Here is a 24,366-nt window from a genome sequence, read left to right as displayed (position 1 = left end):
TATCAAAGGAGTCTTATATGTCTAAAGAAAAACTTACGCTGCTGTATGCAGTACACCAAGCATTTCATTGGTTAATTGTTGGCTTAACCATACCCATCATCATTTTACTGTATCAATCTCGCGGATTAACGCTCTCAGAGATAGGCATCGTCATGACGGTTTGGGTAGGATGTAACGCTTTGCTTGAAGTGCCCTTGGGTGGGGCTGCTGACCAATATGGTCGAAAACGGGTGTATCAGATCTCTTTGTTAATTACGATGCTTGGCTGTGTTGTGACACTCTATGCCAATAGCTTTGTCAGTTTGATGATTGCCGCTGCTCTATTAGGTTCAGCGAGAGCCGTTTATTCCGGTACGTTAGATGCGTGGTTTTACGAAGAGTTTCACAGGCTAAAAGGAAATATCACTTACCACCAAGCCTCAGCAAAGGTCAATGTGATGCTTACCTTGGGCATAGGCATTGGTTGCTTTTTGGGAGGGCAACTACCGTTTGTTTATAAAAATTGGTCAACTTCAGAGGGCTACCAATTTAATGGCAACGTTATTATGACCATATTGTTGTCTTTGTTACTTCTGATGTTGACTCAAGTCATCGTTCAAGAATCTAACTTTAAAGCTGATAACACTACAGATGAAGCCTCCGCGACTAAAACTGGTGTAATCAAGCACGGTTTCGTGACTCTACGAGCAAGCCTGAACCACAGTATATTAAGACCATTGCTCTTAGCTGGTTTCGTATATGGCTTAGTGCTAAGTACAGTAGAAACACTATGGCAACCTCAACTTATGTTGTTGCAAGTGAATACTGAAATCGCACGCTTTGGGGTAATTTCATCACTTTACTTCGCTATGGCAGCATTAGCATCGTTTAGCTCAGTAAAAGCTGTGGCGTGGTTAAACGGTTCTCATCGCAATTTGCTGTTCTTCTCTCGCGGGTTTTCTGGCGTCGTACTAATGCTTCTTGCGCAGGCGGCTTCACCAGAAACTTTCACTCTGTTATATCTGTTATTTTTCTTTCTGTTCACCCTTGGGTACAACTCCGAGCGTATATTGATAAACCATGTTATTGAGTCTAAACAACGGTCGACATTATTGTCGTTATACTCCTTCACTATATCAAGTGGCGCCATTTTTTCAGCTGGTTTGTTCAGCTACATTGCTGATATCTATTCAATTAGCACCAGTTGGATGATTGCGGCAGCAGCGCTGGTCATGAGCTGCTTTTGGTATTTGAAGATGCCACAAGCATCCACCACTCTAACTAATGAAAAACTATTGAGTTGATCACGCTAGCGCTAATTAGCAGTCTAGACGTCACGTTCTGACCAATCCACCATAGTAAATCGTTTATTACCAACTATCACACAGCCTTTAACACCAGATTAAGCCATGTTTTTTTTGCAAAATTCCACCATAAAATAGTCAAAGAAAAGCCCCATCCGGTTAAGGTTTGGGGCTTGATTAAGATGTATTGAATTGGAAACCTAGAGGATGATACCGACTGATTTCTCTTCGACTGGTGCAGCCTTAGGATAGCTAATTTCTTAGTGAGTTTTGGTTCGAACTCTTAATGCCAATCTACTAACAAAGCTGTTTATTAAGTCGGTTCGGTATTACTAACCCAAGCAGACGATCACCAGATTTCATCAAGTAGTTTATCTTTAACTACTATCGCTTCTGCAATATCCTCCGGCGACATATATTTTTTAACGTCACTAATTTCTTTAGCTGCGTCTGGATCGCCATATTCTTGCGCTACTTCAAACCATGCAAGCGCTTGAACGAAATCACTCCAAGTGCCTTGACCATTGCGATACGCATAACCTACCGAATACTGACTGTAAGCATTCCCCTCCATTGCGCCAGCGGTGTAATACTCGAGTGCTTTCTTGTAGTCGACAGTTTTAAAACCACATGATTTTTTGTATTCAGGGTAAGAATAAATGTCGCCCATTTTCACGTAAGATAATGCATGCTCGTCTTGCTCAATAGCTGCATCGAATAGCTGCATCGCTTTACTACAGTTAGCACTAACACCCTCACCTTTTAGGTAAGAAACACCAAGGTTGTACATCGCACTAACATCACCGAGATTTGCAGATTGTTCAAACCAATACGCGGCTTTGGTAAAATCTTGTTCAACGCCATTGCCATTGTTGTAAGAGAATGCAAGTTGATACATCGCATCTGAATCACCACCTTTTGCCGCAGCTAGATAGTACTCATTAGCTTTTTGGTAGTTAACCTCTGTACCTTCACCATCAAAATACATTACACCCAAACTATACTGGACATAGGGATCATTACCTTGCTCAGCTTTGTGGTACCAAGCTAGGGCTTGTTCATATTCATCGTTACCATAATGGTGGTCAGCCAGAATGATGATAGCCTTTTGATCACCAGCTTGCGCCAACTTGGTAATATACTCATAACCCTTCTCAATGTTTTCTTCAAACATTGAATCTTCTATTAGTAAATTGGCGGCTGATAATAACAGTTGAGGGTCGTTTGAAGTTTCCGCAGCTTTCAATATCTCTAGATCTTTTCCTTCGAAATATTCCTCACTGAGGTCATAAGCTAATGCATTAACAGACAATAAAACGGAGAGAGACGCTAAGACAGTACAACTTTGCTTTACCATTTAAAACTTTTCCATGTAACAACTTGATTTAACAAGGACTATAGCAAATATTTCAATTTCAAACGCAGTTTGTATCACGAAACTTTTAACCTCTAGTCAAATTGCGCAATTAAATAATTTTATCAAGGGGATTAAGTTAATTGGCTGTTATAACCACAACGATTCATTAATATAGTGGGTGTTTTTTTAACTCAACAGGATTTTATTTTCAGTTAATCTCGGTATCAGATAGGCGGATGCAGTCTTATTCAATTTAGAGTGGATGCAACTTTTAGAATCTACTGTCCATGTAGTCCCCTATATAAACTAGTCATTGAAAATGGTTAATTAGGCAGGTTGGTCGAGACGTTCATTATGCAAGTTCATACGCATTTCAATCGAATGTCGTGCGCCCTCAACTCCTTCCCTTACTTGTTGAATAAACTCAAACCCAATTGTTTGATAGTACATTGTTAAATGTGAATCAGCGTATGCTGTCAATACAGTTACTTTCTGTTTTCTCGCATATTTAATAAGGCTTTCAACTAGAATGCTGGACAATTGCTTGCCACAATATTCTTTAACAACAACCACTCTTGAAAGCTCGGCATAACCGTCACTTAGTATTAAGCGTGCAGCGCCAACCACCTGCATCCCGTCATAGAGTATTGCATGCTGAGAGATTAGGTCTTTCCCATCTAAACCTAACTCGTGTGAGGTCGGTGACTCACCTACAATCACCTGCGCTCTAACACCTACTGCTTGCGCCATGAGTAAAGAGTCACATCCTATGACTAAATTCATATTTTTTCCATTGAGTTAATTCTTAACTTATGACCATAGTGAGTTGTTACCGACTAACACAGATATCAAGCACTAAATCCAGATAAAGGCAGGCGCAATACAGGCTAAACTATCGCAAACACTACGTTACAAAAATGTTAAACTTAACTTTACCGTGACTTAGAGATATAAGCTAGAAGAAAATTGGGATGTGTTCTAGAAAGAGCCAAATAATAACAATCACTTGGCTCTTAATAAATATGCAGGGTGAATACTAAGCAATACCGAATAATCGATACACCCAAGTCACCTCACCATATGAAATAAGATCAAAAATAGTTAGGAATACTGATGTGATAATAGCCAATTTAATTAAACGTTTTACAATAAACATACAAATTTCCAAGTATTTACAACTGTTCAGAGATTAACAACAAAACTCTACGCCACAAGCCAAAACTGTTAATTTTTATTAACTAGATGTAACCGGTGAAGATACCTACTGTACGGTGTGTTTAATATACTCTCTTTTGCATAACTAAGGGGATATCAGTACTCCAATGACTCAAATTTTCATTCACATTTGGACATATATCAAGACACCAATGGTAAACTACCATTACACTTGCTTATCAAAACAATAATAGATTTTAGTTTAATGAATTCATTTCGCTTGTTTAACTCAAATTTGCGCTACAAAACCGTGATGTACTTCAGTTTGGGACTCACAGGGATGATCATCAGTTTCTTGTTCATCAGTCGCTACTTTTTTCTGTACAGTCTAAATGAACTTGAAAATATGGAAATATCGCGAGCCGGCAACCAAGCCCAATCGGTTATCGAAATGATGGTGCACCAACAAGAAGAACGCTCTTATGACTGGGCGTCTTGGGATGAAACCTATTATTTACTCAAAGAGCATGATGTAGCCTCCTACCGAGCTCGCAATCTGTTCATCGAGACGCTCGATACGTTGTCAGTTGATTTAATGGCGTTTGTAACGCTAGATGGGATGGTTCTGGACTACCTTTCTAGAGAAGGCCAATCCATAAACTCTGTTCAACAGCTTTCATCTTTGATGAGCCATGATCATATTATCAACCACATCGCCCAAATGAACTTAGGCGCAGACGACATGCGCCAGAGCTTGTCAGGATTATTCAAAGTAAATCAAGATGTATGGGTGGTTAGCCTCACGCCAGTTAGAAATAGCGAAGGAACGTCGCTTTCTACGGGATGGCTTCTATGGGGGAAAAATCTCACCTCAAGTTTCCCGGGAGATTTCAAATCTATACTCACAACTAATAATGCGTTGGTGTTTGACCTACCAAGTCAAACTACATCGCTTTTGGCATCATCTAAGGATAATTCGGTAATCTTACGAGAAACTGAAAACATTGTCCTTTTGACAACAATTACTGGTATTGATGAAGCACCGATTACTTACCTAAAAACCGAAATTACTCGTGAACATTACAACAAAGGCAACCTACTTTTCTCCTACCTTTTTGCCGCTGTAGGTTTAAGTACCAGCCTCATCGCAGGCTTAACATTCTTTGTGTTTAGAAAAGGTGTCACAAATAAATTCAATACCTTTGAAAACGGTATTAATCAGTTATTCGCCAAATATAAATTGGAAGATTTAAATCAAGGAAAAAGTGATGAGCTTGATAAGGCAACACGCCTTGTCGAAGTATTATCCACCCATGCATTAATTGCTGAAGATAAAGCTCAAGACACTCTGCAAAAATACCGAGCTCTTTATGAAAGCCGTTCAGTCGGTATGCTTGTGATTCTCGAAGGGCAGATAATGGATGTAAACCAAAAAGCACTGGAGCTTCTTGGTTATTTAAAAGAAGAGTTGGTCAACGAGTCATTAACCAAACTTTGTTCAAGTAACGCTAAGAAATGCCAAGTTGAAGAGATGTATCAACAAATTGAAAATGGGCAATGTAGCTTTGAGGCGAAAATGATCGCCAGCAATAAAGAAGAAATTGATTGCCATATTGAAGCCGCATTGATTCAACATACTGGTCAAAGTGCTTTAATGTTACTTATCCACGACCTAAGGGAACAGAAAAAACAATTAAAATTGATTAGAGAGCTAGAAGGAAAAGATCCGATCTCGGGGTTAAACAATCGACCTGCTATTTTGAATCGAGTGATACATCTCATCGATACTCAACCAAATCAGTTTTCAATTATGTATATCTCAATAGACCCGTTAAAACAGGTTTCTGCAGTCTACGGACACTTAGTGTTTGATGACGCAATTCGCCACATATCAGGTATCCTTAAGCAACAATTTAACCAATATGAGATTGGGCGTATTAGTGAGTTTGAATTCCTTGCGATTATACCGATTTCTACTGATTTTGATTCTGCACTCAGTTCAGCCAATAAACTGATCGACAAATTTTCTATAAAAACTGAAGTCTCTGGTTTATCAATCGATCTTAGCTGCAAAGCGGTTCTAGTTGACTCTAAACTCACGCATCACTCATTGGAATATCTTCTTCAAGCCGCTTATTACTCCACGCAAACAGAGCTAGAATCACAATACAATGAAGTGCTCTTGATGGGAGAACAGCTTTCAGAACAAGCGCAGACATCACTTACTATCAACCGTGAACTGAAAAGCGCAATTGACTCGGGGCAAATTGGTGCTTTTTACCAACCGATTGTTGATACTCAAACTGGTGAAGTCAACGGATTTGAAGCCTTAGCACGCTGGTTCCATCCATCTCTAGGTATAATTTCACCAAACGTATTCATACCTCTTGCTGAGCAAAATCAATTAATCGTTGATCTTGGCGAAGCCATACTCTATCAAGCGTGTCGTTTTATTAACCAAATAAATAAACGTCGCTGTCAAGATGGTTCGAAGACACTGTCAATTCACGTAAACCTAAGTGCCAAGCATTTTTACCATACTTGCTTAACAGAATATCTAAAGCAAGTTATGACCGAATTTGATATTGGTGCAGGGCAACTCACCATTGAGTTGACTGAAAGCATGCTAATGGGTGTAGAGACTGAAACCATTAACCGAATGAATGAGATTAAAAAATTAGGCGTCCAATTAGCTTTAGATGACTTCGGTACTGGATACGCTTCATTTAGTACACTTTGCTCTTTCCCACTAGACGTGGTTAAGCTCGATAAATCCTATATCGATCAAGTTGAAACAAATGACAGAGCAAAAACACTACTTAGAAGTATTGCCAACATGGCACACGAACTTGGGCTAGCCACCGTTGCTGAAGGGGTTGAGACGGCTAGCCAAGTTCGAAAACTGAAAGTTTGGAATATTGATGAAATTCAAGGCTACTACTTCTACAAACCCATGAGCGAGGAAGATGCCCTTAAACAATTCACCCCGTCGAATTCATAATGGTCTAAAGCGATACAGAAGCAAGTCATCGGAATAGTTTTTTCTCTTCAAACCAAATAGGAATAGAGGTCGACTCCTCTATTCCTATTATCGTATCTATACTTAAAGCAAAATTCTTCGATTTTGCGTCAGTCACTCAATAAGGGGGACTGTATGAAACAATTATGGATACTGTGTTTTACTCTGATGTTTTCTATCTTTGTCAACGCACAAACCGTTTGGATTGTGCCACTAAACGGAGCAATAGGACCCGCAACTAGTGATTACATCAGTAGGGAAATTGAGTTAGCCCAAAGCTCAGGAGTGAGCCTTGTTATTTTAAAAATGGATACTCCGGGAGGGCTCGATAGCGCAATGCGGGACATCATACGCGCTATCACCACCTCTAATGTACCCATCGCAACATGGGTCGGTCCATCCGGTGCCCGCGCCGCAAGTGCTGGTACTTACATCCTACTGGCTAGCCATATTGCGGCAATGGCCGAAGCAACCAATTTAGGCGCGGCGACACCCGTTCAACTCGGGGGTGCTAGCCCAAGTAAGCCCAGTGATGACTCTCCTGCTGAATCTGAAGGCACTGCCGATAAGTCACCGACATCACCTGAGAATACCGAAAAAGTACCAGCTAAAACGGCGATGGAAAAAAAAGTCATCAACGACGCGAAAGCATATATCAAAGGTCTAGCAAAATTACATGATCGGAACTCTGAGTGGGCAGAGAAAGCCGTCAGCGAAGCGGCGAGCCTCGACTCCACTGAAGCGTTAGCCCTCAACGTAATTGATTACATAGCGTCTTCACCTGAGGAACTGGTCAGTCTCGCCAACGGCAAAACCATTTCCTTAAATAGCATCAAAGTTGAGATCTCATTCGATAATCCTACTTTTCAACAAAGGCAACCTGACTGGCGCGCAGAGATGCTCGCTGTTATCACTAACCCAAACATTGCGTACATACTCATGCTCATCGGTATCTACGGTTTGTTGCTGGAATTCTATAACCCAGGAATCGGTTTACCAGGAGTATTAGGCGGTATTTGCTTATTGCTGGCTATGTACGCCCTACAAATGATGCCTGTCAATTACGCGGGCCTCGCATTATTGCTGTTAGGCATTGCTCTTATGGTGGCTGAGGGCTTTAGCCCGAGTTTTGGCATATTAGGATTAGGAGGCATTGTTGCTTTCATTTTAGGCTCTATCTTTCTTCTGGATAGTGACCTACCCGGCTTTAAAATTGCTCTACCGTTGATTTTCGGTATCGCAGCGGTATCTGCTCTACTCATCATATTAACCATCGGATTGCTGCTCAGGATAAGGCATAAAGGCGTGACAACTGGCATATCAACGATTCTTGGCAAAGTCGCCACGGTTACCGACACCTTCGTACAAGGAAAAGGTAGAGTGCAAATAAATGGAACACTATGGGCTGCACTATGCGAACCTACCGAGGCGCCTAAAATGGGTGACAAAGTCGAGGTAATACAAATTCACGGTTTAACCTTAACGGTTAGGCAACAACGCGCTAATGACTAGGAGGTACTCATGTTACTTTATACTATCGCAGTTGTACTGGTTCTTCTCTTCGCCCTCGCAACTCAAGTTTTCAAAGTACTACGCGAATACGAACGAGGCGTTGTCTTTTTCCTCGGACGCTTCCAAGAAGTGAAAGGACCGGGTTTAATCATTTTAATTCCATTCGTTCAACAAATGGTTCGCGTGGATCTTCGTACCATCGTACTCGATGTACCAACGCAAGATTTAATCACAAGAGATAATGTTTCAGTGCGAGTCAATGCAGTGGTTTACTTCCGCGTTGTCGACCCACAAATGGCTATCAACAACATTGAAAGTTATGCTGATGCCACCAGCCAATTGGCGCAAACAACATTGCGATCAGTACTTGGTCAACATGAACTAGATGAACTGCTAGCAGAACGAGAGCGCTTGAATAAAGATCTACAAGCAATACTCGATCAACAAACTGATGACTGGGGTATCAAAATCGCTACCGTAGAAGTTAAGCATGTCGATCTCAATGAAAGTATGGTTCGTGCTTTGGCGAGACAAGCGGAAGCCGAACGTAATCGACGAGCCAAGATTATTCATGCGACTGGGGAGCTCGAAGCCTCTAACAAACTAAAACAAGCAGCAGAAATGCTCAACCAAGCGCCAAATGCGCTTCAACTACGTTACATGCAAACACTGACTGAAATCGCCAATGATAGGACCTCAACCATAGTATTCCCGATGCCAATGAATTTGGTTGAAAGCTTGTCGGAGTTAGGAAAATTAAAAAGTAGTGATGATAAATAGCGGGAAAATATAGTTGCAGAAAAGGTCTAAGTACTTTGAAATGTCGTAGCTTAGACCTTTGAAATCAAACTGTCGGCATGATAACCACTAACAGTAACCGTTCTAAATACGGCTAGAACATTGTTAGTTGATTAAACGCACAACCAGTGAGCCTGGAGCACGGATGGCTTCAATGTTGTAGCTCAATACCGTTCCAGCAACCGGAGCATGATAGCGGATTAGCTCATCACCGAAACTGTCATACTGAATAGCCAAAAGCTGCTCTTGCTTTACTTCTTCCATCATGCTGACTTGCGCGACCACAAACCCGCCGACTTCAGCGCGTATACTGACAATATCCCTTCCTTCCAAACACGGAATTATCGCGTCAACCTCACCTTGCAGTATTTCATGACGTTTGAGGATATTTAGGATACCAGTTACGGTGCGATCAATTAGATCTTGCTCTGTGTAGCGCCCCATACCAACTTCGATAGTAATACTTGGAATACCACTTCTATTCCATACAGTCTCAAGCACACCTGCATCACCTGGATCGTTTAAGATAGCATCAGGGTTAACTAAACGCGCCATTTCAAGCGCTTGATCCAAACGAAAATCGGCAAATACATATAATGGGTAAATTGCACCTGTTGTTTGCGTATGCAGATCAATGGCTAAATCAGCATTTGATTGCAATAACTCGTTCCAAAGTGTGAACAAAAATCGACTTGCTTCATTTCCTTTCGCATCACCCGGGAAGAAACGGTTTAAGTTACATGGCGATGAGTCAGGATCGGCTGAGAAAAAATCACGGCTGTGGTTCAACATACCGGTTAAGTTAATCATAGGCACAATAGTCACCGTACCGGCTAACTCTTTATTTACTAATTCTCGCGCGGTCTTTTGCGCCGCTAGAACACCATTGTATTCATCACCATGAACACCCGCAGTGATTATGACTTTCTTACCGGGCTTATCGCCTTTAAAAACTAATACAGGTAAATGTTGCCATTGTGACAGCGCATTCGTTGCAATTTGGAACATAAACTTATGCTCACCTGCTGGCAAATCAGCTACATCCAAAGATTGGATAACACGGTGACCTTGAATTACGTCATCTAAATATTGTGTCGCCATTAAGATGTTCTCTCCTGAAAACAGAAGAAATCCAATCAAGGATTTCTTTAAATAAAAAAGGCGAGAATAAAATCTCGCCATAAAAAATTTGACTATCGCTTATGCAAAGCCCATCAAGTGTGCACCGACAACCGTGATACTCGCTAGCGTAAACAATAGCAGCATGAAGCGCCAACAGAATCTTGCCCAATCACCCCAGTCTATACGACATACTCCCAGCGTCGCCATTAACGGCGCTGATGTAGGTACAATAACGTTAGTAAAACCATCACCTAACTGGAATGCCAATACCGCAACTTGACGTGAAATGCCGGCGATATCCGAAAGAGGGGCAAGTAAAGGCATAGTCAACGCTGCTTGACCAGAACCCGAAGTCACAAAGAAGTTAAACACTGCTTGGAAGACATACATTAACCATGCAGCCGCCATATCAGGTAGACCGCTAATCAGACCACCAGCACTGTTCAAAATAGAATTCAGTACACTTGCTTCGTCTGTTGCACCGCCGCCCAGCATTAGTAGAACCCCTTTCGCGCAACCAACAAGCAGCGCAGGTGCCAACATAACGCTTGCACCTTCTTTAAAGGCACCAGCAGCTTCGTTTAATGTCATACCATTTAAGCGGAAAATCGTACCAATAATTGCTACAACAAAGCCCATAGTAAAGAACTGAGATGCGATCTCTGGAATGTACCAAGCGTGAAGTACAACCCCCCAGATAACCCAAATAGTTGCCGCTAGAACAGTTAACATTACTAGCGTGTCACCTAGGCCCCAGCGCGATGCTGTCTCTGATAGCTCTTGTTTACGGAAGAATGCGTCAGTGCGACGGCTGTAAGACAATTCAGGGTTCGCTTTGATACGTGCAGCGTAAGCCATGGTAAATAACATACCAATAAGCGTAAAGGCTACCCATAGCCCCATACGTACTGTCATACCCGATAGTACAGGGATGCCTGCAATACCTTGTGCAATAGCAACAGAGAATGGGTTCATCCACGATGTTGCAAAACCAATCTGGGTTGCAACATACGTTACCATCACAGTAGTAATACCGTCATAACCAAGGCGAACCATCAAAGGAACAATGATAATGGCGAAGGCCACAGCCTCTTCACCCATACCAAATACCGCCCCGCCAAGTGAGAACAGTATGAACAAAGCAGGAATGAATAGTGCTTCATTACCTTTGGTTTTATCGATCAGGCGTAGAATACCGTTGTCGATCGTGCCTGTGCGCATTACCACACCAAAAGCACCACCGATCACCAGCATGAACATGATCACACCAATCGCACTCCCCCATTTAGAACCAGAGACTAGTCCTTCAAAAGGGAAGTTCATCAAGCCGATACCACCACCTGATGCAAAAAGGCTAATTTTGTTATAAACAAGATCACCGCTTTCATCAGTTGCGTAAGCAAAGGAAGATGGATCAATAACCGTACGTGTCTTTTCAGCACCATCGACCATGTATGTCACCTGCTGGCTATCGAAATGACCTGCAGGGATTAAGTAAGTTAGAACCGCAGCAAAGATACCGACAATGAATATTAAAATCAGGGTATCTGGCATTTGCCAAGATTTCTTCGTTACAGCCGAATCCGCTGGCTGTGCATGAGTGTGAGACATATATCATTTTCAAGCTAATAAATAAGTTGCGTGGAATATCGCAAATTTCAGCATAATAAGTCAATATATTAGTTACTATCAGATTATAAATTCATTATATCAGCATACTGCGGTGGAATTTTAAACAGAAATAGTTTTGGATAAGTTAATTATCCTGACGGATTATTAACCCAAATAACAATTTACTTACGTGAATAATTTGAGGTTTTGGAAGAAGGGTAAAGTGGTATGTATAAAACAAATTTCAAGGTTAAAAACATGCTCTGCAATCGCAGCTAAAGATATCGTGGCTCATCCACCAGCATCACTGCTAAAACGAATAAGCCACGCCTTATTAGGCAACCTTGCCTGTATCTTTTTTATTGCTCGCATGTTTGCAAAATGTCTTGTGCAGTGCACAGATAGATTGTTGGTATTCACCATCTCTAACCACAAATTGTACATTAACATTTCGCATCGACGAATGGACAGCTATTGGCGTAACATCACTATCCATTAGCGAAAGTACACCTTTGGTCAACGTTTTATTGGTATCAATCTGCGAGCCTATTACCGAAATTAGCGCTACCATTCTTCCCTTGATGGAAGCATTTGGATACCGCTTTTCAGCTCGATACAAAACTTTATTCAACGCATCTTCGCTGCCACCCAAATAATAAGTAATTGAGTTGGCGTTCATCTCTTTACCAATTAGGCTAACACGCGCTTCTGCAATAATTTGCATCAAATCATAACTGACGTTATCCACTTGCCCAACCATGGTTTGATCAAATAAATGTAAAGCGAACACCTTTTCTTTACCAGCTATGATCTCAATTTTATCTGTCTCTGGGCTGTAGTCTGATGAGATCAAGGTGCCTTGATGCTCAGGCTCAAAGGTATTTTTGATCTGTAGTTCAATACCACTTTGTCTTAGCCCCGCCGCGGCATTAGGATGAATAGCTTCCATCCCTAGGCTCGCCAACTGATCGGCAACATCATAATTAGTGCGCCCAATTGGCAACACTTCTTCAGTACCTACGATTCGAGGATCCGCCGAACTTAAATGATACTCTTTATGAATGACAGCCAAATCTGCTTCAATAATTGAGGCGATCCGGCTAAAGGTCATTTCGCTATAGCCTCTATCATAAGTCTTCATTAAACCATCTTTGGTATAAGCGTAACCCGTTACAATAGGTAACTCCTCTGCAATATTAATATTAGAGAAAGCTTGCTTTATCGTCTCATCTAACGATAACGGCTGCGTCGAGTCCCATCCTGAAAGGTCAACAAATCGAGCATTGACGCCTAACGTTTTTAGTTTCAACGCGGTATTAAATGCACTGTGTACTTCACCAATCGATGACAAAAACTCTCTAATTTGTGGGAGGTAATGGCGAAGTGAAAACTGCCCATAACGGCAAGTATCCAAAATATTGCTTATGCAGTTTTTCGCTTCAGCGATGCGAGCACGAATATACTTGTCGGCGCGCATTCGATTCATAGGATCGGCAAAAATATTTTCATTGATGAATAACATCTGCCTTTCAACTTGTGCCAGTGCTTCACCCCACGACTCATCTCGCTTTGCAATTAGCTGATATACACCAGGTTTATTGGTTTTCTTGTTCTCAAGCAGCACGTCTGTCATGCCACCATAAGCCGAGACTACGAAAACACGGTTGTAAGGCTGTTTAGGTCGAAGGATGATGTTATCTAGCACTGCATCAAATGCAGACATAGAAGTACCGCCGATTTTTTCTACGGTAAAAGTCATGAAAATTCCTTGGTCGAAATGAATAGCGAAAGCTAAATGCAGAAAACTGGTGGGGCATCCTGCCCCACTCAATCACGATTAATCTACTAGCGGATAAACGCCATTTTCATCGTGTATCTCTGCACCGGTAATTGGAGGATTGAACACACAAGCCATTACCATTGGAGTATCTTTGTAGGCGCGTAAGTAATGCTCATCGTGTTTATCAAGAATATACAGAGTACCCGGTTTTATTGGGTACGTTTTCCCCCCAACGACTTCAATCTCACCTTCACCACTCATACAATAGACCGACTCTAAGTGGTTCTGATAATGGATATGAGTTTCTGTATTCTCATAAATAGTCGTAATGTGGAACGAAAAACCCATATTGTCATCTTTCAACAACATGCGAACACTTTCCCACGTTTCAGATGCTACACGTCGTTCACTATTACGACATTCTTCTAACGTTCTAACTATCATGCTACTTCCTTGCCTTAAGATGCTTTCTTGAAGTGTTTTTCAGCAATGGCTTCCACTGCTTGTTCAAAAATACTAAGTCCTTGATCCAACTCTGATTCGGTAATGGTCAACGGACAGAAAAATTTAACCACTTCGTCGCTTGGTCCTGCGGTTTCAATAATCAAACCATTGGCGAAGCAGGCTTTGCTTATATCGCTCGCAATCGCACCATTTCGGCACTCAATACCAATCATCATTCCTCGACCTTTCAGCTTTACAAATAAGTCTGGGAAGCGAGAGATATTTTTCTCAATTACGTTGGCAACTTTGTCCGAACTCTTGGCAATATGCTGCTCAAAATTGTTGTTTGACCAGTATATTTCTAGTGCTTTTGCCGCGGTAACAAAGGCATGATTGTTGCCACGAAATGTCCCGTTATGCTCACCAGGCTTCCAAATATCCAGCTCAGGTTTAAGCAGGACTACCGCCATAGGTAAACCGTAACCGCCAATAGATTTGGAAAGTGTAACCATATCTGGAGTAATACCTGATGGCTCGAAGCTAAAGAAAGTTCCTGTACGACCACAACCGGCTTGTATGTCATCTACGATCAACAAAATATCGTGAGCTTTACAGATTTGACTCAAGCGCTGAAGCCACTGGTTAGAAGCAACATTTAAACCGCCCTCACCTTGAACGCTTTCAAGTAACACCGCGGCTGGCTTATCCATACCTGCTGAGTTGTCATTAAGCATCGTTTCAAACAAAGCCAAGCCATCAATTCCGGCATAACCTTCATAAGGTATACGTGTAACACCACCTAGGCTGCCATCCGGTGCCCCTTTGCGGTGATGTTGGTTACCGGTCGCTGCCAATGCACCCGCAGTGCAACCATGGAAACCATTGGTAAACGCCACAATAGAGCTTCTGCCTTTAGCCTTTCTTGCCAATTTGAGTGCAGCTTCAACTGCATTGGTGCCAGTCGGCCCCGTAAATTGAACTTTGTATTCCAATTCTCTTGGTTCAAGAATAAATTGATTAAAAGCCGTTAAAAATGCAGCTTTCGCCTCTGAATGCATATCGAGACCATGGGTAATACCATCCATTTCAATATATTCAAGCAGTGCTTGCTTCAATATAGGGTTATTGTGACCGTAATTTAGAGAACCAGCTCCAGCAAGGAAATCTAAGTAACGCTCGCCATTATCAGTTTCTAGCCAGCACCCTTTAGCTTTTTGGAATACCACTGGAAAACTATTTGAGTACGAACGAACTTTTGATTCTTGCTTTTTAAATATGTCCATAATAAGACCGTATATTTCCTATTTTGATTTGGAGGTTATTTGGTGGGAATGCGATAGAGATACTCTGTTTCGTGCTTACCATTAAAATGGGTTTGTTCATCCAAGAAGACATTGACGTCACCTTGGTTACCTCTGGTTGCATCGAATTTTTCAAATAGAGCCCACGAAGCTTTGTTTGCTTGTGTAATTGTCGTCTCTATCGCTTTAAGATTTTGTAAACTCTCCCTGTTCAACAGGGCGTTTAACATGCGATATGCAAGACCTTGGCCTCGGTAGTGCGGGGATACAGCAACTTGCCATACAAATAGAACATCTTGTTCATCAGGTTTTCGGTAGGCTGAAATGAAACCGCCAACTCTACCCTTATGTTCCACCATTACACACGTTGCACTAAAGTGAGTAGCTTGAAGAAAATTACAATAAGATGAGTTGAGATCCAGTGGCGGACATGCCGCAATCAAACTGAAAATTTTATCGCCATCTGTAACTTTCGGTTCACGAAAAATCCATTCTTTACTTAAGTCAACTTCAGCATCCTGTGAAGCAACCCAAGGTTCCGATGTAATCATGTTAGAAACAATCCTTAGAGTTCTAATCAAAATTCCCTATTATTATGAGCATTGTTCACCATACAAAATCAACCAAATGGTTGTAAAAACCCTATTAACGTGACGTTCGTCACATTATTTCAAGAAATATTAATTAGACCTCTAACATGTTTATTATAAGAAGGTGGGATTTTTAGCATCAACTTGGTATTCATATACCCAAGAAACTTGAAGGTGCAAGTAGGCGGCAAGTAGACGGCAAGTAAGAAAGTCCCCTAGGCATAGGTGAACTATGTAATTGGGGCGCACGAACACAGCCAACACCGCTGCAACTTCAAGTATGACGGGTATACATGTAATTGATGGTCTTAGCCGATGACACTACCTTTACAGCAAAGCTCAAACCCTTCTTTGATCAAAATTTACATAGAAAACAGCTCATTAATACAAACACTGGACCGCTTATATATTCTGGTGATGCTATTAATTAAATTACGTCAATAAGAAGTTGTTCAGCCGCTATAAGAGATTTTTCACGAAATAGTCTTTTAGGGCGTGCTCTACCCTTTTATTAGAAATAATTGAAACTGAAAATTGTGATTTTGATCTACGCTGTCCATCTATAAAAATATAAGCATAGCTTGCTGTAAGTTTATAAATAATAAAATTAATTATAAAAACAAAACCCATCAGGTTAATTTACATGAATATACTACAAACTCATTACAATAAAGAAATTGATGCATTACATGACATCTCATACCTATTAGGAAGAGCACAATCTAACGACGAGATGTACAGAATTGCTGTTGAACAATCTATTGTAAAACTCAACATTGATAGAATGGCTATCTTCCTTATCACTGGCGAAAACTCGGTTCAAGGTACATACGGTACGGACACTGCAGGTAATGTCGTAAATGAACATTATTTTACGTCGACTATTACTGAACATGTATTTGCTTATAAGATGATAGGCAATAGAACTTACATTGGTTTTCAACAAGATACATCGTTGCTGCATAATTTCAGCCATGTGAGTAATGGTTAGAATGGCTATGTAACCTTGTGGGATGGAACCGCTCCCATTGGATGGATTGCTTGTGATAACCTTCTATCTTCTGCGCCTTTAGAAGCATCTCAAATCAATGCACTCAAAATGCTTGGATTCATTGTTTCTCAAAATATATACCAAGAACAGTTAATTTCTGCCAACAATGAATTAGAAGTGAAAAATAAAGAATTGGAGTATTTAACTGCGAAACTTGAAGAACTGGTATTCATTGACCCATTGACAAAAATATTTAACCGCAGAGCACTAGAACGATATTTGAACAAAGAATGGGCGTTAGAAAAATCAAGAAATTCATCACTCTCTGTATTAATGATCGATCTTGATAACTTCAAATCTATAAATGATATGGTTGGTCATCTAGAAGGCGATCAATGCCTCAAATCTGTGGCACAGCTATTAAACCATTTAATTGATGAAGAAAACTTCATTCTTGCTCGATATGGTGGCGAAGAATTTATATTGTCATTTGTTGACATAACACAAGACAGACTTGAATATATAGCGAAACAGATATTAAGTCATGTTAAGAAACTCGCAGCTTCCTTAGCGAGTAACCAATTGGAAATGCCACTTACTGTCAGTATCGGAGGCGCATTTACCCTCGCAGAACACGGCATAGGGTATATTGAGCTTATCCAGCATGCTGATAAAGCACTTTATAAAGCAAAGGGACAGGGTAAAGACCAATTTTTAATGCCTGAAACTCCACTAGTCCTGTTGTCAGACGCTCATGACTGCGACCCTGCTTTCCCTCTACGCTTTCTCGGTTTACAACGCATTTTCATTTTAATACACAAAAGAAAAGCCCTTTCCAAACGGAAAGGGCTTCAAATTATTTCCCAAAAAATGAGCAGATTTTTATAGCAGTTCTACTGACTGCTGAGCGATAACAAACTCTTCGTTGGTTGGAATAACTACAGCTACTGCACCTAACATGTCAGATTTTGCAATTACACCAGCGTTACCAAAGCGTGCGTCTTCGTTGCCCTTTTCATCTTCCACAAAACCTAGAAGTTTTAGGTTTTTCAGAATTTCACGACGAATCGGTAAAGCATTCTCACCAATACCACCGGTAAAGATTACCGCATCAAGCTTGCTTAATGGGATTAGGTAAGAACCAATGTACTTAGCTACACGGTAAGTGAAAACTTCAAACGCTAGTTTCGCACCTTCGTGACCAGTTTCCATCGCTTCAAGAACGCCACGAGCGTCTGAAGTTAGACCAGATACACCTAGGAAGCCAGACTTCTTGTTAAGTGCTTCAAACACTTGCTCTTGGCTCCAGCCTTTCTTAAGTAGAAACTCAATGATACCTGGATCTAGGTCACCACAACGTGTACCCATCATTAGGCCTGAAAGCGGAGTAAAGCCCATTGATGTATCAACTGACGCACCGTTTTCAATCGCACATACAGAAGCACCGTTACCTAGGTGAACTGAAATGAAGCTACACTCTTCTACTGGTTTGTTCAGCATCTTCGCTGCTTCGTGGCTTACGAAGTAGTGGCTAGTGCCGTGGAAACCGTAGCGACGAATGCCGTATTGCGTGTATAACTCGTTAGAGATTGCACCTGTGAATGCTTTTTGTGGCATTGTTTGGTGGAATGCAGTATCGAATACAGCAAACTGAGGCAAGCTTGGGAAAGCTAGCATAGCTGCTTGAATACCAATCGCGCCAGCTGGGTTGTGGAGCGGAGCTAGATCAGAAAGGCTTTCGATTTCCGCTAATACTTTATCGTCGATGCGAACAGTAGAAGTGAACTTCTCGCCACCGTGAACAATACGGTGACCTACAGCAACCAAATCAGAAGTGAATCCTAAAGATTCAATTAAATCCACAATGCGGTTAATCGCATGTTGGTGGTGATTGTCGGGAGCAGAGATCGCCTCTTCGGTTTTCTCACCATTGTACTTCCAGCTAATGACGGCTTCCGGTAATCCAAAGCACTCACCTAAACCGCTAACAATCGCGTCGCCAGTTAACGAATCGATTACTGCAAATTTTAATGAAGAACTACCTGAGTTAATCACCAATACAAACGAATTAGACATGTGGTACGTATCCTGTTTCATACTTATTGTCGAAGCTTTCGCTCCATTGTGTATTGAGTTTAATTATTCAAATTTTTTTTGAATTTATCAACTTTCTTTTAATATTTAGACCAATAGAAACGTTTGTTTGTTGATCTAAAGCAAGATTGGATTTTTTTCACAGCAGGAATTTAATCAAAACGTTAGCTCAATCAAGATAATGAACTAGAGAAAGCATCCTGCGCTGTATTCTAACCTACTTCTACCCTGAGCACCCGATTACAATGCTGAGATTCAACTTACAAATGGCAATGCCATTAAATTTAGTCGTTGAAGCATATCGAAACGTCGACCTTTCTCTCAATTTTAGGTCATCTAAAAAAAATTTTAATCATTTCACTATCACGAGTCGTTCAATGATAGGCAATTTCATCCCTTGCCGTTAAACTGATAGCAGCATAATTTTAGGGCTCAATCATGAACATTGGTGAAGTAGCAACATTAACCGGATTATCAAGCAAGTCTATTCGATTGTATGAGGAAAAAGGCATCATTACGCCACCTCAGCGCAGTGATTCAGGCTATCGTGAATATTCATCGCCGCATTTACAGGAACTTAACCTGATTTCTAGAGCAAAAAATGCAGGGTTCTCACTCGAGGAATGTAAAGAGTTTGTCCAATTGGCACAAAACCCTGAGCGAAAAAGTAGTGAAGTAAAAGCCAGAGCACAGGAGAAGCTGAAAGAGATAGAAATAAAGATCAAACAACTGCGCGAAATAGAGTCTCAACTCCAGCAATGGATAACATCTTGCCCTGGTGACTCCAACAGCAAATGCCCAATAATTGAAGATCTAACAAAGTAATAAAAGTCTTTCAAAGAGAAAGACTTTAAAATATTAGTAGTAAGTACACATACGCTTTCCATCCTTCTCTATGATGTTAAATGGGGTATCGTATATGGCTTCCAACACGTCAGCTTGGATCACCTCTTGAACCGTTCCCTGTGCCACTACCTGCCCTTTTTTCAGCGCGATAATCACATCGGAGTAGCATGAAGCAAAATTGATATCGTGGATCACCACCACTACCGCTTTGTTCATTTCTCTCGCCAATCGACCAATATTGCGCATAATTTGCAGAGAATGCTTAATATCAAGGTTATTTAACGGTTCATCCAAGAAAACATAATCCGTATCTTGAGCAATCACCATAGCAATAAAAGCCAGTTGTCGCTGCCCACCACTCAGTTCATCCAAATATTTGTGCTGAATAGCAATAAGGTCCAAATATTCGATCGCCTGATTAATAATGATTTGGTCTTCGTCGGTCAACTTACCTTGGCTATATGGAAAACGACCAAACGCGATCATTTCACGAACTGTAAAGCGCATAGTTATTGAGTTTGCTTGGCGTAAAACGGCTAAACGTTTTGCAAGGTCTTTGGTATCCCATTCGGCAATCTCTTTACTGTCGATAAACACTTGCCCTTCATCTTTGCTTACTAATCGGCTTGCCATCGAGAGTAAGGTGCTTTTACCCGCGCCATTAGGACCAATAATTGCAGTCACTTTACCTTTCTCAAATTGTGCGCTCGCCTTTTCAACAACCGCAGACTGCCCAAAATATTTGGTTAGATTTTTAAGTTTAATCATAATGACCCTAAACGATTTTATTTCTGAGCAGCATAGATAAGAAGTAGATACCGCCAATAAAGTTAATCACAACGCTTAACGTAGTTGAGAAATCAAATACGTTTTCTATCACCCATTGCCCAGTTAGTAACGATGCAATGGAAAGTAGCGAAACACCAAGCAGCAACACTCGATGCCGATAACTACGAAGCATTTCACGCGCCAAGTTCGTTACAAGCAAACCGAAGAACATGATCGGTCCAATCAAGGCCGTTGAGATGGCAATTAGACACGCAGACAGCACTAACACCTGCATGGTGACACGCTTAACATCAATACCTAGGCTTGTTGCGTTGTCTTTGTCCAACCAGAACACGTCCAACACGCGATTGAGCCTAAATAATAGAGCGCTAATAACACACAGAAGCGGTGCACACAGGTAGACCAACTCAACTTTAATGTTATTGAAACTGGCAAACATGCTCTGTTGTAATGCCGCAAAGTCATTCGGATCCATAAGCATGGTTAAGAACGAAGAAATGCTGCCAAACAACTGCCCCAATATGATGCCAAGTAACAGTAAAACCATCAGATTTTGATTGTTACTCTTGAAGTAAAAGCCAAACAATAACATCGAAAATGTCAGCATCACTGTCACTGAAATCGAAAAATTAATGTAATCATTGAGTACGTAGCTGCTCAAACCACCAAACAGCACGACAACGAGCGTTTGGGTAAACATATACAGTGCATCAAAACCCATGATGCTAGGGGTCAAAATTCGGTTATTGGTAATAGTTTGAAACGCCAATGCTGATTGCCCAATAGCAACACCTGCCAGAATCATTGCCAATACTTTTGGCACACGACGAGATAAGAAGTATTGGTAGTTGTCGGCGTTGAGCCCAACACCGATAAATAGACCAGAAAAAACGAGGGCGATTACCGCTAAGATAAGTAGTTTGGTTCTATCCTGCATGTTTTTGTCCCCGTAGAATGAAGAACACAAACACACTGCCACCCAAAATACTAATGATCATTGAAATAGGAATTTCATACGGGAAGATGATTACTCGCCCAGCTAAGTCACAACACAACACAATTAATGCGCCTAGTACCGCTGTCAGGGGAATGTTTCGTCGTAAATTATCACCATAGAACTGACTGACAAGATTAGGAACAATCAAACCAAGAAAAGGAAGCTGACCAACGATCATCACAACGGTTGCCGACATAACAGACACAAGTACCACGCCAATTACCAGCACTTGTTGATAGTTGAGTCCTATATTGGTAGCAAAATCTTTACCTAAACCAACGGCTGAAATACGTGCCGCATACAAGTAACTAAAAATCGCAATCGGAACCGCGAGGTAAAGTAACTCGTAATCACCTTGTAGCAAGTTAGCAAAGTTAGCCACAGCCCAACCAGATAGGTTTTGAAGAGCGTCATATTTATAGGCAATGAAAGTCGCTAACGAATCAACCACATTACCAAAAATAATACCGATTAAAGGGACAAAAATAGCGTTCTTAAATTGTATACGGTTGATAAACCGTACAAATAACAATGTACCCAGTACTGAGACCAAGAAAATTAGCCAGATTTGCTGTGCCCCAAAAAACACCAAGCTTAATACGTAGCCCAACATAGCACACTCAATCGTACCCGAGGTTGATGGAGCCGCGAAGCGGTTCTGGCTAATCTGCTGCATGATCAAGCCAGCAATACTCAGACCAGCTCCCGCGAGTAGTACAGCGAGCAACCTAGGAATACGGCTAGTAAACATCAAATGCCAGCTATTAGTATCACCCGTCAACAACGCGATAGGGCTTAGCTCACTTACCCCAACAAACAACGAACCGATACTGAGAAGAATCAATATTGGAAGTAACTTCTTCAAAACATGCCTCTAACGTCGAAAAGCCCAAACAACATGCATTGCTTGGGCAAATAATCTAATTTTTGTTATATGCCAACTGATGATTTAACATCACGGATCATTTGCTCCGTCGCTTGAATACCCGAAATAGCCAAGTACCAAGCGTTGATGTCTAAGTAGGTCATTTGCCTATTCTGGTAAGCCTTCGTTGCCTGAACTAAATCATTTTCAAAGTCTCGCTGAACGGTGCTTTTACCCTTATTGGTCAAGCTATCTTTATCAACGATAAGTAGCGTTGATGGGTTTATTTCTCGGATAAACTCATACGAAACTAAATCACCATGATTTTTGGCTTTGATAGCCTTCACCGTTGGCGTAAAACCAAAATCTTGATAAATAGCAGAGAAACGTGAGTCCGCACCAAATGCAGTAATATTACCGCCAGAGCTCATAATGGTTAGCGCATCAATATTGTGCTTCTGGTTGTAATCACTGACTGCTTTAAATTCTTGATCCAACTTAATAATTTTATTCTCTACAAATTCTTTTTTATCGAATACTTCACCTAAGTTGCGCCATTGTTCTTTGGTACTCTGCCAATAGCCTTTCTTGTCATTCGGGGCAAATACGATCGTTGGTGCTATTTTAGCCAACTCGTCATATTGCTTTGCAGCACGAGAACCAACAATGATTAGGTCTGGCTTTTGAGTATAAATCGTTTCGAAATTTGGCTCAGATAAGCTACCAGCGGATACAAATTTATAATCTCGATACTGAGCTAGGTAGTCAGGAAAGACACTTACGGTCGAAATCGCCACAGGTTCAACGCCTAGAGTGACTACTGCATCTAATGCCCCAACGCCAATAACAACCACGCGTGCAGGATTACGCTCTAGTTCGGTCGTGCCTTTTTCATGTGTGATTTCAATCATCTCTGCATTTGCCGCAAATGCGCTTAACCCTATTAGCAAGGTCACAACTGATGCTTTCATACCTAACTCCATAATTACTAATGCAATGCATTATCATTTAGATTTAAAGTTAAGTCATCCGACATTTACGTTTTTTACATTGGTAGAATATTATGAGAGTCAGTAAACAAAAAATGCACAAGGGTATAAGTTGAGAAGGGAGGAGTTTTGAATGGCATCACTTTTAAAACGGTGATGCCATTGATAGGATTTAGAAGAATTCGATACTGCCACGTCCGTTTTCATTCTTTTGCTTTGGCTTTTTGTCTAGCTCAGTTTTGTTACTCGATTTAGACGGCTTCGCTGGTTTAGCTGGCTTTTCGGCTTGAGGTTTTTTTTCTGGTTTAGACGGTTTTGCCGCTTTTTTCTCTTTTGATTTTTTACTTGGCTTCTTCGTCTTTGCATCAGGTTTAACAGCTTTCTCCGGCTTAGATTTTTCTTCTATAGAAGGTTCTGAAACTGGCGCATCACATACGACTACGTAGTATTCTTGGTTAAACTCGAAAAAATCACCATCGTACATTTTGCGACGCTTGCGTGTTTCTAACTCACCATTTACCGCAACATAACCTTCCGAGATGATATGTTTAGCTTCACCGCCGCCACTCACTAAATTAGCGATCTTAAATACTTTATAAAGTTCAATAGGCTGAGATGAGACGTCAATGCCAATAGCTTCAATCTCTATTTCTTCGCCCTGCTCTTCCCACTCGTCAGGTTGATTGTATTCTGACATCTGCGTACCTCAATATGAAAACGTCGAGTCTGCCTTTTCTTTACCATTCTCTCAAGCTCTTTTACCATCTTTCATTATTCATATTTTGCGTCTTGTATTATCGAAAATCACACCTAAATTGGTTAC

The 24,366-nt window shown here is 41.1% G+C and carries 21 protein-coding genes; 7 read left to right on the top strand and 14 right to left on the bottom strand.

Annotation, left to right across the window (positions count from 1 at the left end):
- Positions 1-17 precede the first annotated feature (17 nt).
- The gene (locus L4C38_RS03080; protein WP_428796062.1) at positions 18-1,283 is read left to right on the top strand and encodes an MFS transporter; all 1,266 of its coding nucleotides are present in this window, start codon (positions 18-20) and stop codon (positions 1,281-1,283) included.
- Positions 1,284-1,632: 349 nt separating this feature from the next.
- Here L4C38_RS03080 and L4C38_RS03075 read toward each other — a convergent pair whose 3' ends face one another.
- Together L4C38_RS03075 and L4C38_RS03070 are read right to left on the bottom strand one after the other, a co-directional pair.
- Positions 1,633-2,640, bottom strand: a complete 1,008-nt coding sequence (locus L4C38_RS03075) for a tetratricopeptide repeat protein (RefSeq protein ID WP_428796061.1) — start codon at positions 2,638-2,640, stop codon at positions 1,633-1,635.
- 327 nt (positions 2,641-2,967) lie between these two features.
- On the bottom strand, positions 2,968-3,423 hold the full coding sequence (locus tag L4C38_RS03070) for a GNAT family N-acetyltransferase (protein ID WP_428796060.1): 456 nt from the start codon (positions 3,421-3,423) through the stop codon (positions 2,968-2,970).
- Positions 3,424-4,060: 637 nt separating this feature from the next.
- Between L4C38_RS03070 and L4C38_RS03065 the strand changes: the two genes are divergently transcribed.
- The 3 genes from L4C38_RS03065 (at position 4,061) to L4C38_RS03055 (ending at position 9,106) form a co-directional block, all read left to right on the top strand.
- Positions 4,061-6,796 carry an EAL domain-containing protein gene (locus L4C38_RS03065; RefSeq protein ID WP_428796059.1) on the top strand — a complete coding sequence of 912 codons (2,736 nt, stop codon included), beginning with the start codon at positions 4,061-4,063 and terminating at the stop codon, positions 6,794-6,796.
- A 153-nt stretch (positions 6,797-6,949) separates the two neighbouring features.
- Positions 6,950-8,326, top strand: coding sequence for an NfeD family protein (locus tag L4C38_RS03060; RefSeq protein ID WP_428796058.1), 1,377 nt, complete (start codon positions 6,950-6,952; stop codon positions 8,324-8,326).
- Between the two features lie 9 nt (positions 8,327-8,335).
- Positions 8,336-9,106, top strand: coding sequence for a slipin family protein (locus tag L4C38_RS03055; protein WP_428796057.1), 771 nt, complete (start codon positions 8,336-8,338; stop codon positions 9,104-9,106).
- A 123-nt stretch (positions 9,107-9,229) separates the two neighbouring features.
- On the opposite strand, the gene L4C38_RS03050 is transcribed toward L4C38_RS03055, so the two are convergent.
- From L4C38_RS03050 to ectA, 6 genes are all read right to left on the bottom strand, one after another.
- Positions 9,230-10,225, bottom strand: a complete 996-nt coding sequence (locus tag L4C38_RS03050) for a succinylglutamate desuccinylase/aspartoacylase family protein (RefSeq protein ID WP_428796056.1) — start codon at positions 10,223-10,225, stop codon at positions 9,230-9,232.
- Between the two features lie 99 nt (positions 10,226-10,324).
- Entirely contained in the window at positions 10,325-11,857 is a 1,533-nt protein-coding gene (gene yfcC / locus L4C38_RS03045; protein WP_428796055.1) for a putative basic amino acid antiporter YfcC, read from the bottom strand.
- Between the two features lie 334 nt (positions 11,858-12,191).
- Positions 12,192-13,616 (bottom strand): aspartate kinase, encoded by a 1,425-nt coding sequence (locus L4C38_RS03040; protein ID WP_428796054.1) that lies wholly within the window; start codon positions 13,614-13,616, stop codon positions 12,192-12,194.
- A gap of 78 nt (positions 13,617-13,694) precedes the next feature.
- A complete protein-coding gene (locus L4C38_RS03035; RefSeq protein ID WP_428796053.1) occupies positions 13,695-14,081 on the bottom strand; it encodes an ectoine synthase in 387 nt (128 codons plus the stop codon).
- Positions 14,082-14,095: 14 nt separating this feature from the next.
- The gene (ectB, locus tag L4C38_RS03030) at positions 14,096-15,364 is read right to left on the bottom strand and encodes a diaminobutyrate--2-oxoglutarate transaminase (RefSeq protein ID WP_428796052.1); all 1,269 of its coding nucleotides are present in this window, start codon (positions 15,362-15,364) and stop codon (positions 14,096-14,098) included.
- A gap of 35 nt (positions 15,365-15,399) precedes the next feature.
- Complete coding sequence (ectA, locus tag L4C38_RS03025; protein ID WP_428796051.1) at positions 15,400-15,933, bottom strand: diaminobutyrate acetyltransferase; 534 nt, start codon at positions 15,931-15,933, stop codon at positions 15,400-15,402.
- 682 nt (positions 15,934-16,615) lie between these two features.
- On the opposite strand from ectA, the gene L4C38_RS03020 reads away from it, so the two are divergent.
- Positions 16,616-16,963, top strand: a complete 348-nt coding sequence (locus L4C38_RS03020; RefSeq protein ID WP_428796050.1) for a hypothetical protein — start codon at positions 16,616-16,618, stop codon at positions 16,961-16,963.
- A gap of 15 nt (positions 16,964-16,978) precedes the next feature.
- Positions 16,979-17,851, top strand: a complete 873-nt coding sequence (locus L4C38_RS03015; protein WP_428796049.1) for a GGDEF domain-containing protein — start codon at positions 16,979-16,981, stop codon at positions 17,849-17,851.
- Here the strand turns inward: L4C38_RS03015 and L4C38_RS03010 are convergent.
- The gene (locus tag L4C38_RS03010) at positions 17,846-19,039 is read right to left on the bottom strand and encodes an acetate/propionate family kinase (RefSeq protein ID WP_428796048.1); all 1,194 of its coding nucleotides are present in this window, start codon (positions 19,037-19,039) and stop codon (positions 17,846-17,848) included. The genes L4C38_RS03015 and L4C38_RS03010 overlap by 6 nt on opposite strands.
- Positions 19,040-19,495: 456 nt before the next feature.
- On the opposite strand from L4C38_RS03010, the gene cueR reads away from it, so the two are divergent.
- Positions 19,496-19,882, top strand: a complete 387-nt coding sequence (gene cueR / locus L4C38_RS03005; RefSeq protein WP_428796047.1) for a Cu(I)-responsive transcriptional regulator — start codon at positions 19,496-19,498, stop codon at positions 19,880-19,882.
- A 33-nt stretch (positions 19,883-19,915) separates the two neighbouring features.
- Here the strand turns inward: cueR and vctC are convergent, their stop codons facing one another.
- The 5 genes from vctC to L4C38_RS02980 form a co-directional block, all read right to left on the bottom strand.
- On the bottom strand, positions 19,916-20,671 hold the full coding sequence (gene vctC / locus L4C38_RS03000; RefSeq protein ID WP_428796046.1) for an iron chelate ABC transporter ATP-binding protein VctC: 756 nt from the start codon (positions 20,669-20,671) through the stop codon (positions 19,916-19,918).
- A 7-nt stretch (positions 20,672-20,678) separates the two neighbouring features.
- Entirely contained in the window at positions 20,679-21,629 is a 951-nt protein-coding gene (gene vctG / locus L4C38_RS02995) for an iron chelate uptake ABC transporter permease subunit VctG (protein WP_428796045.1), read from the bottom strand.
- A complete protein-coding gene (vctD, locus tag L4C38_RS02990) occupies positions 21,619-22,554 on the bottom strand; it encodes an iron chelate uptake ABC transporter permease subunit VctD (RefSeq protein ID WP_428796044.1) in 936 nt (311 codons plus the stop codon). The genes vctG and vctD overlap by 11 nt, the downstream gene beginning before the upstream one ends.
- 65 nt (positions 22,555-22,619) lie before the next feature.
- Positions 22,620-23,525 carry a siderophore ABC transporter substrate-binding protein gene (locus L4C38_RS02985; protein ID WP_428796043.1) on the bottom strand — a complete coding sequence of 302 codons (906 nt, stop codon included), beginning with the start codon at positions 23,523-23,525 and terminating at the stop codon, positions 22,620-22,622.
- Between the two features lie 190 nt (positions 23,526-23,715).
- Positions 23,716-24,240, bottom strand: a complete 525-nt coding sequence (locus L4C38_RS02980) for an RNA-binding S4 domain-containing protein (RefSeq protein ID WP_428796042.1) — start codon at positions 24,238-24,240, stop codon at positions 23,716-23,718.
- Positions 24,241-24,366 lie beyond the last annotated feature (126 nt).

This window comes from Vibrio kasasachensis (assembly GCF_050337565.1).
GTDB classification, from domain to species: domain Bacteria; phylum Pseudomonadota; class Gammaproteobacteria; order Enterobacterales; family Vibrionaceae; genus Vibrio; species Vibrio kasasachensis.
This window is presented reverse-complemented; position numbering and strand designations above follow the sequence as displayed.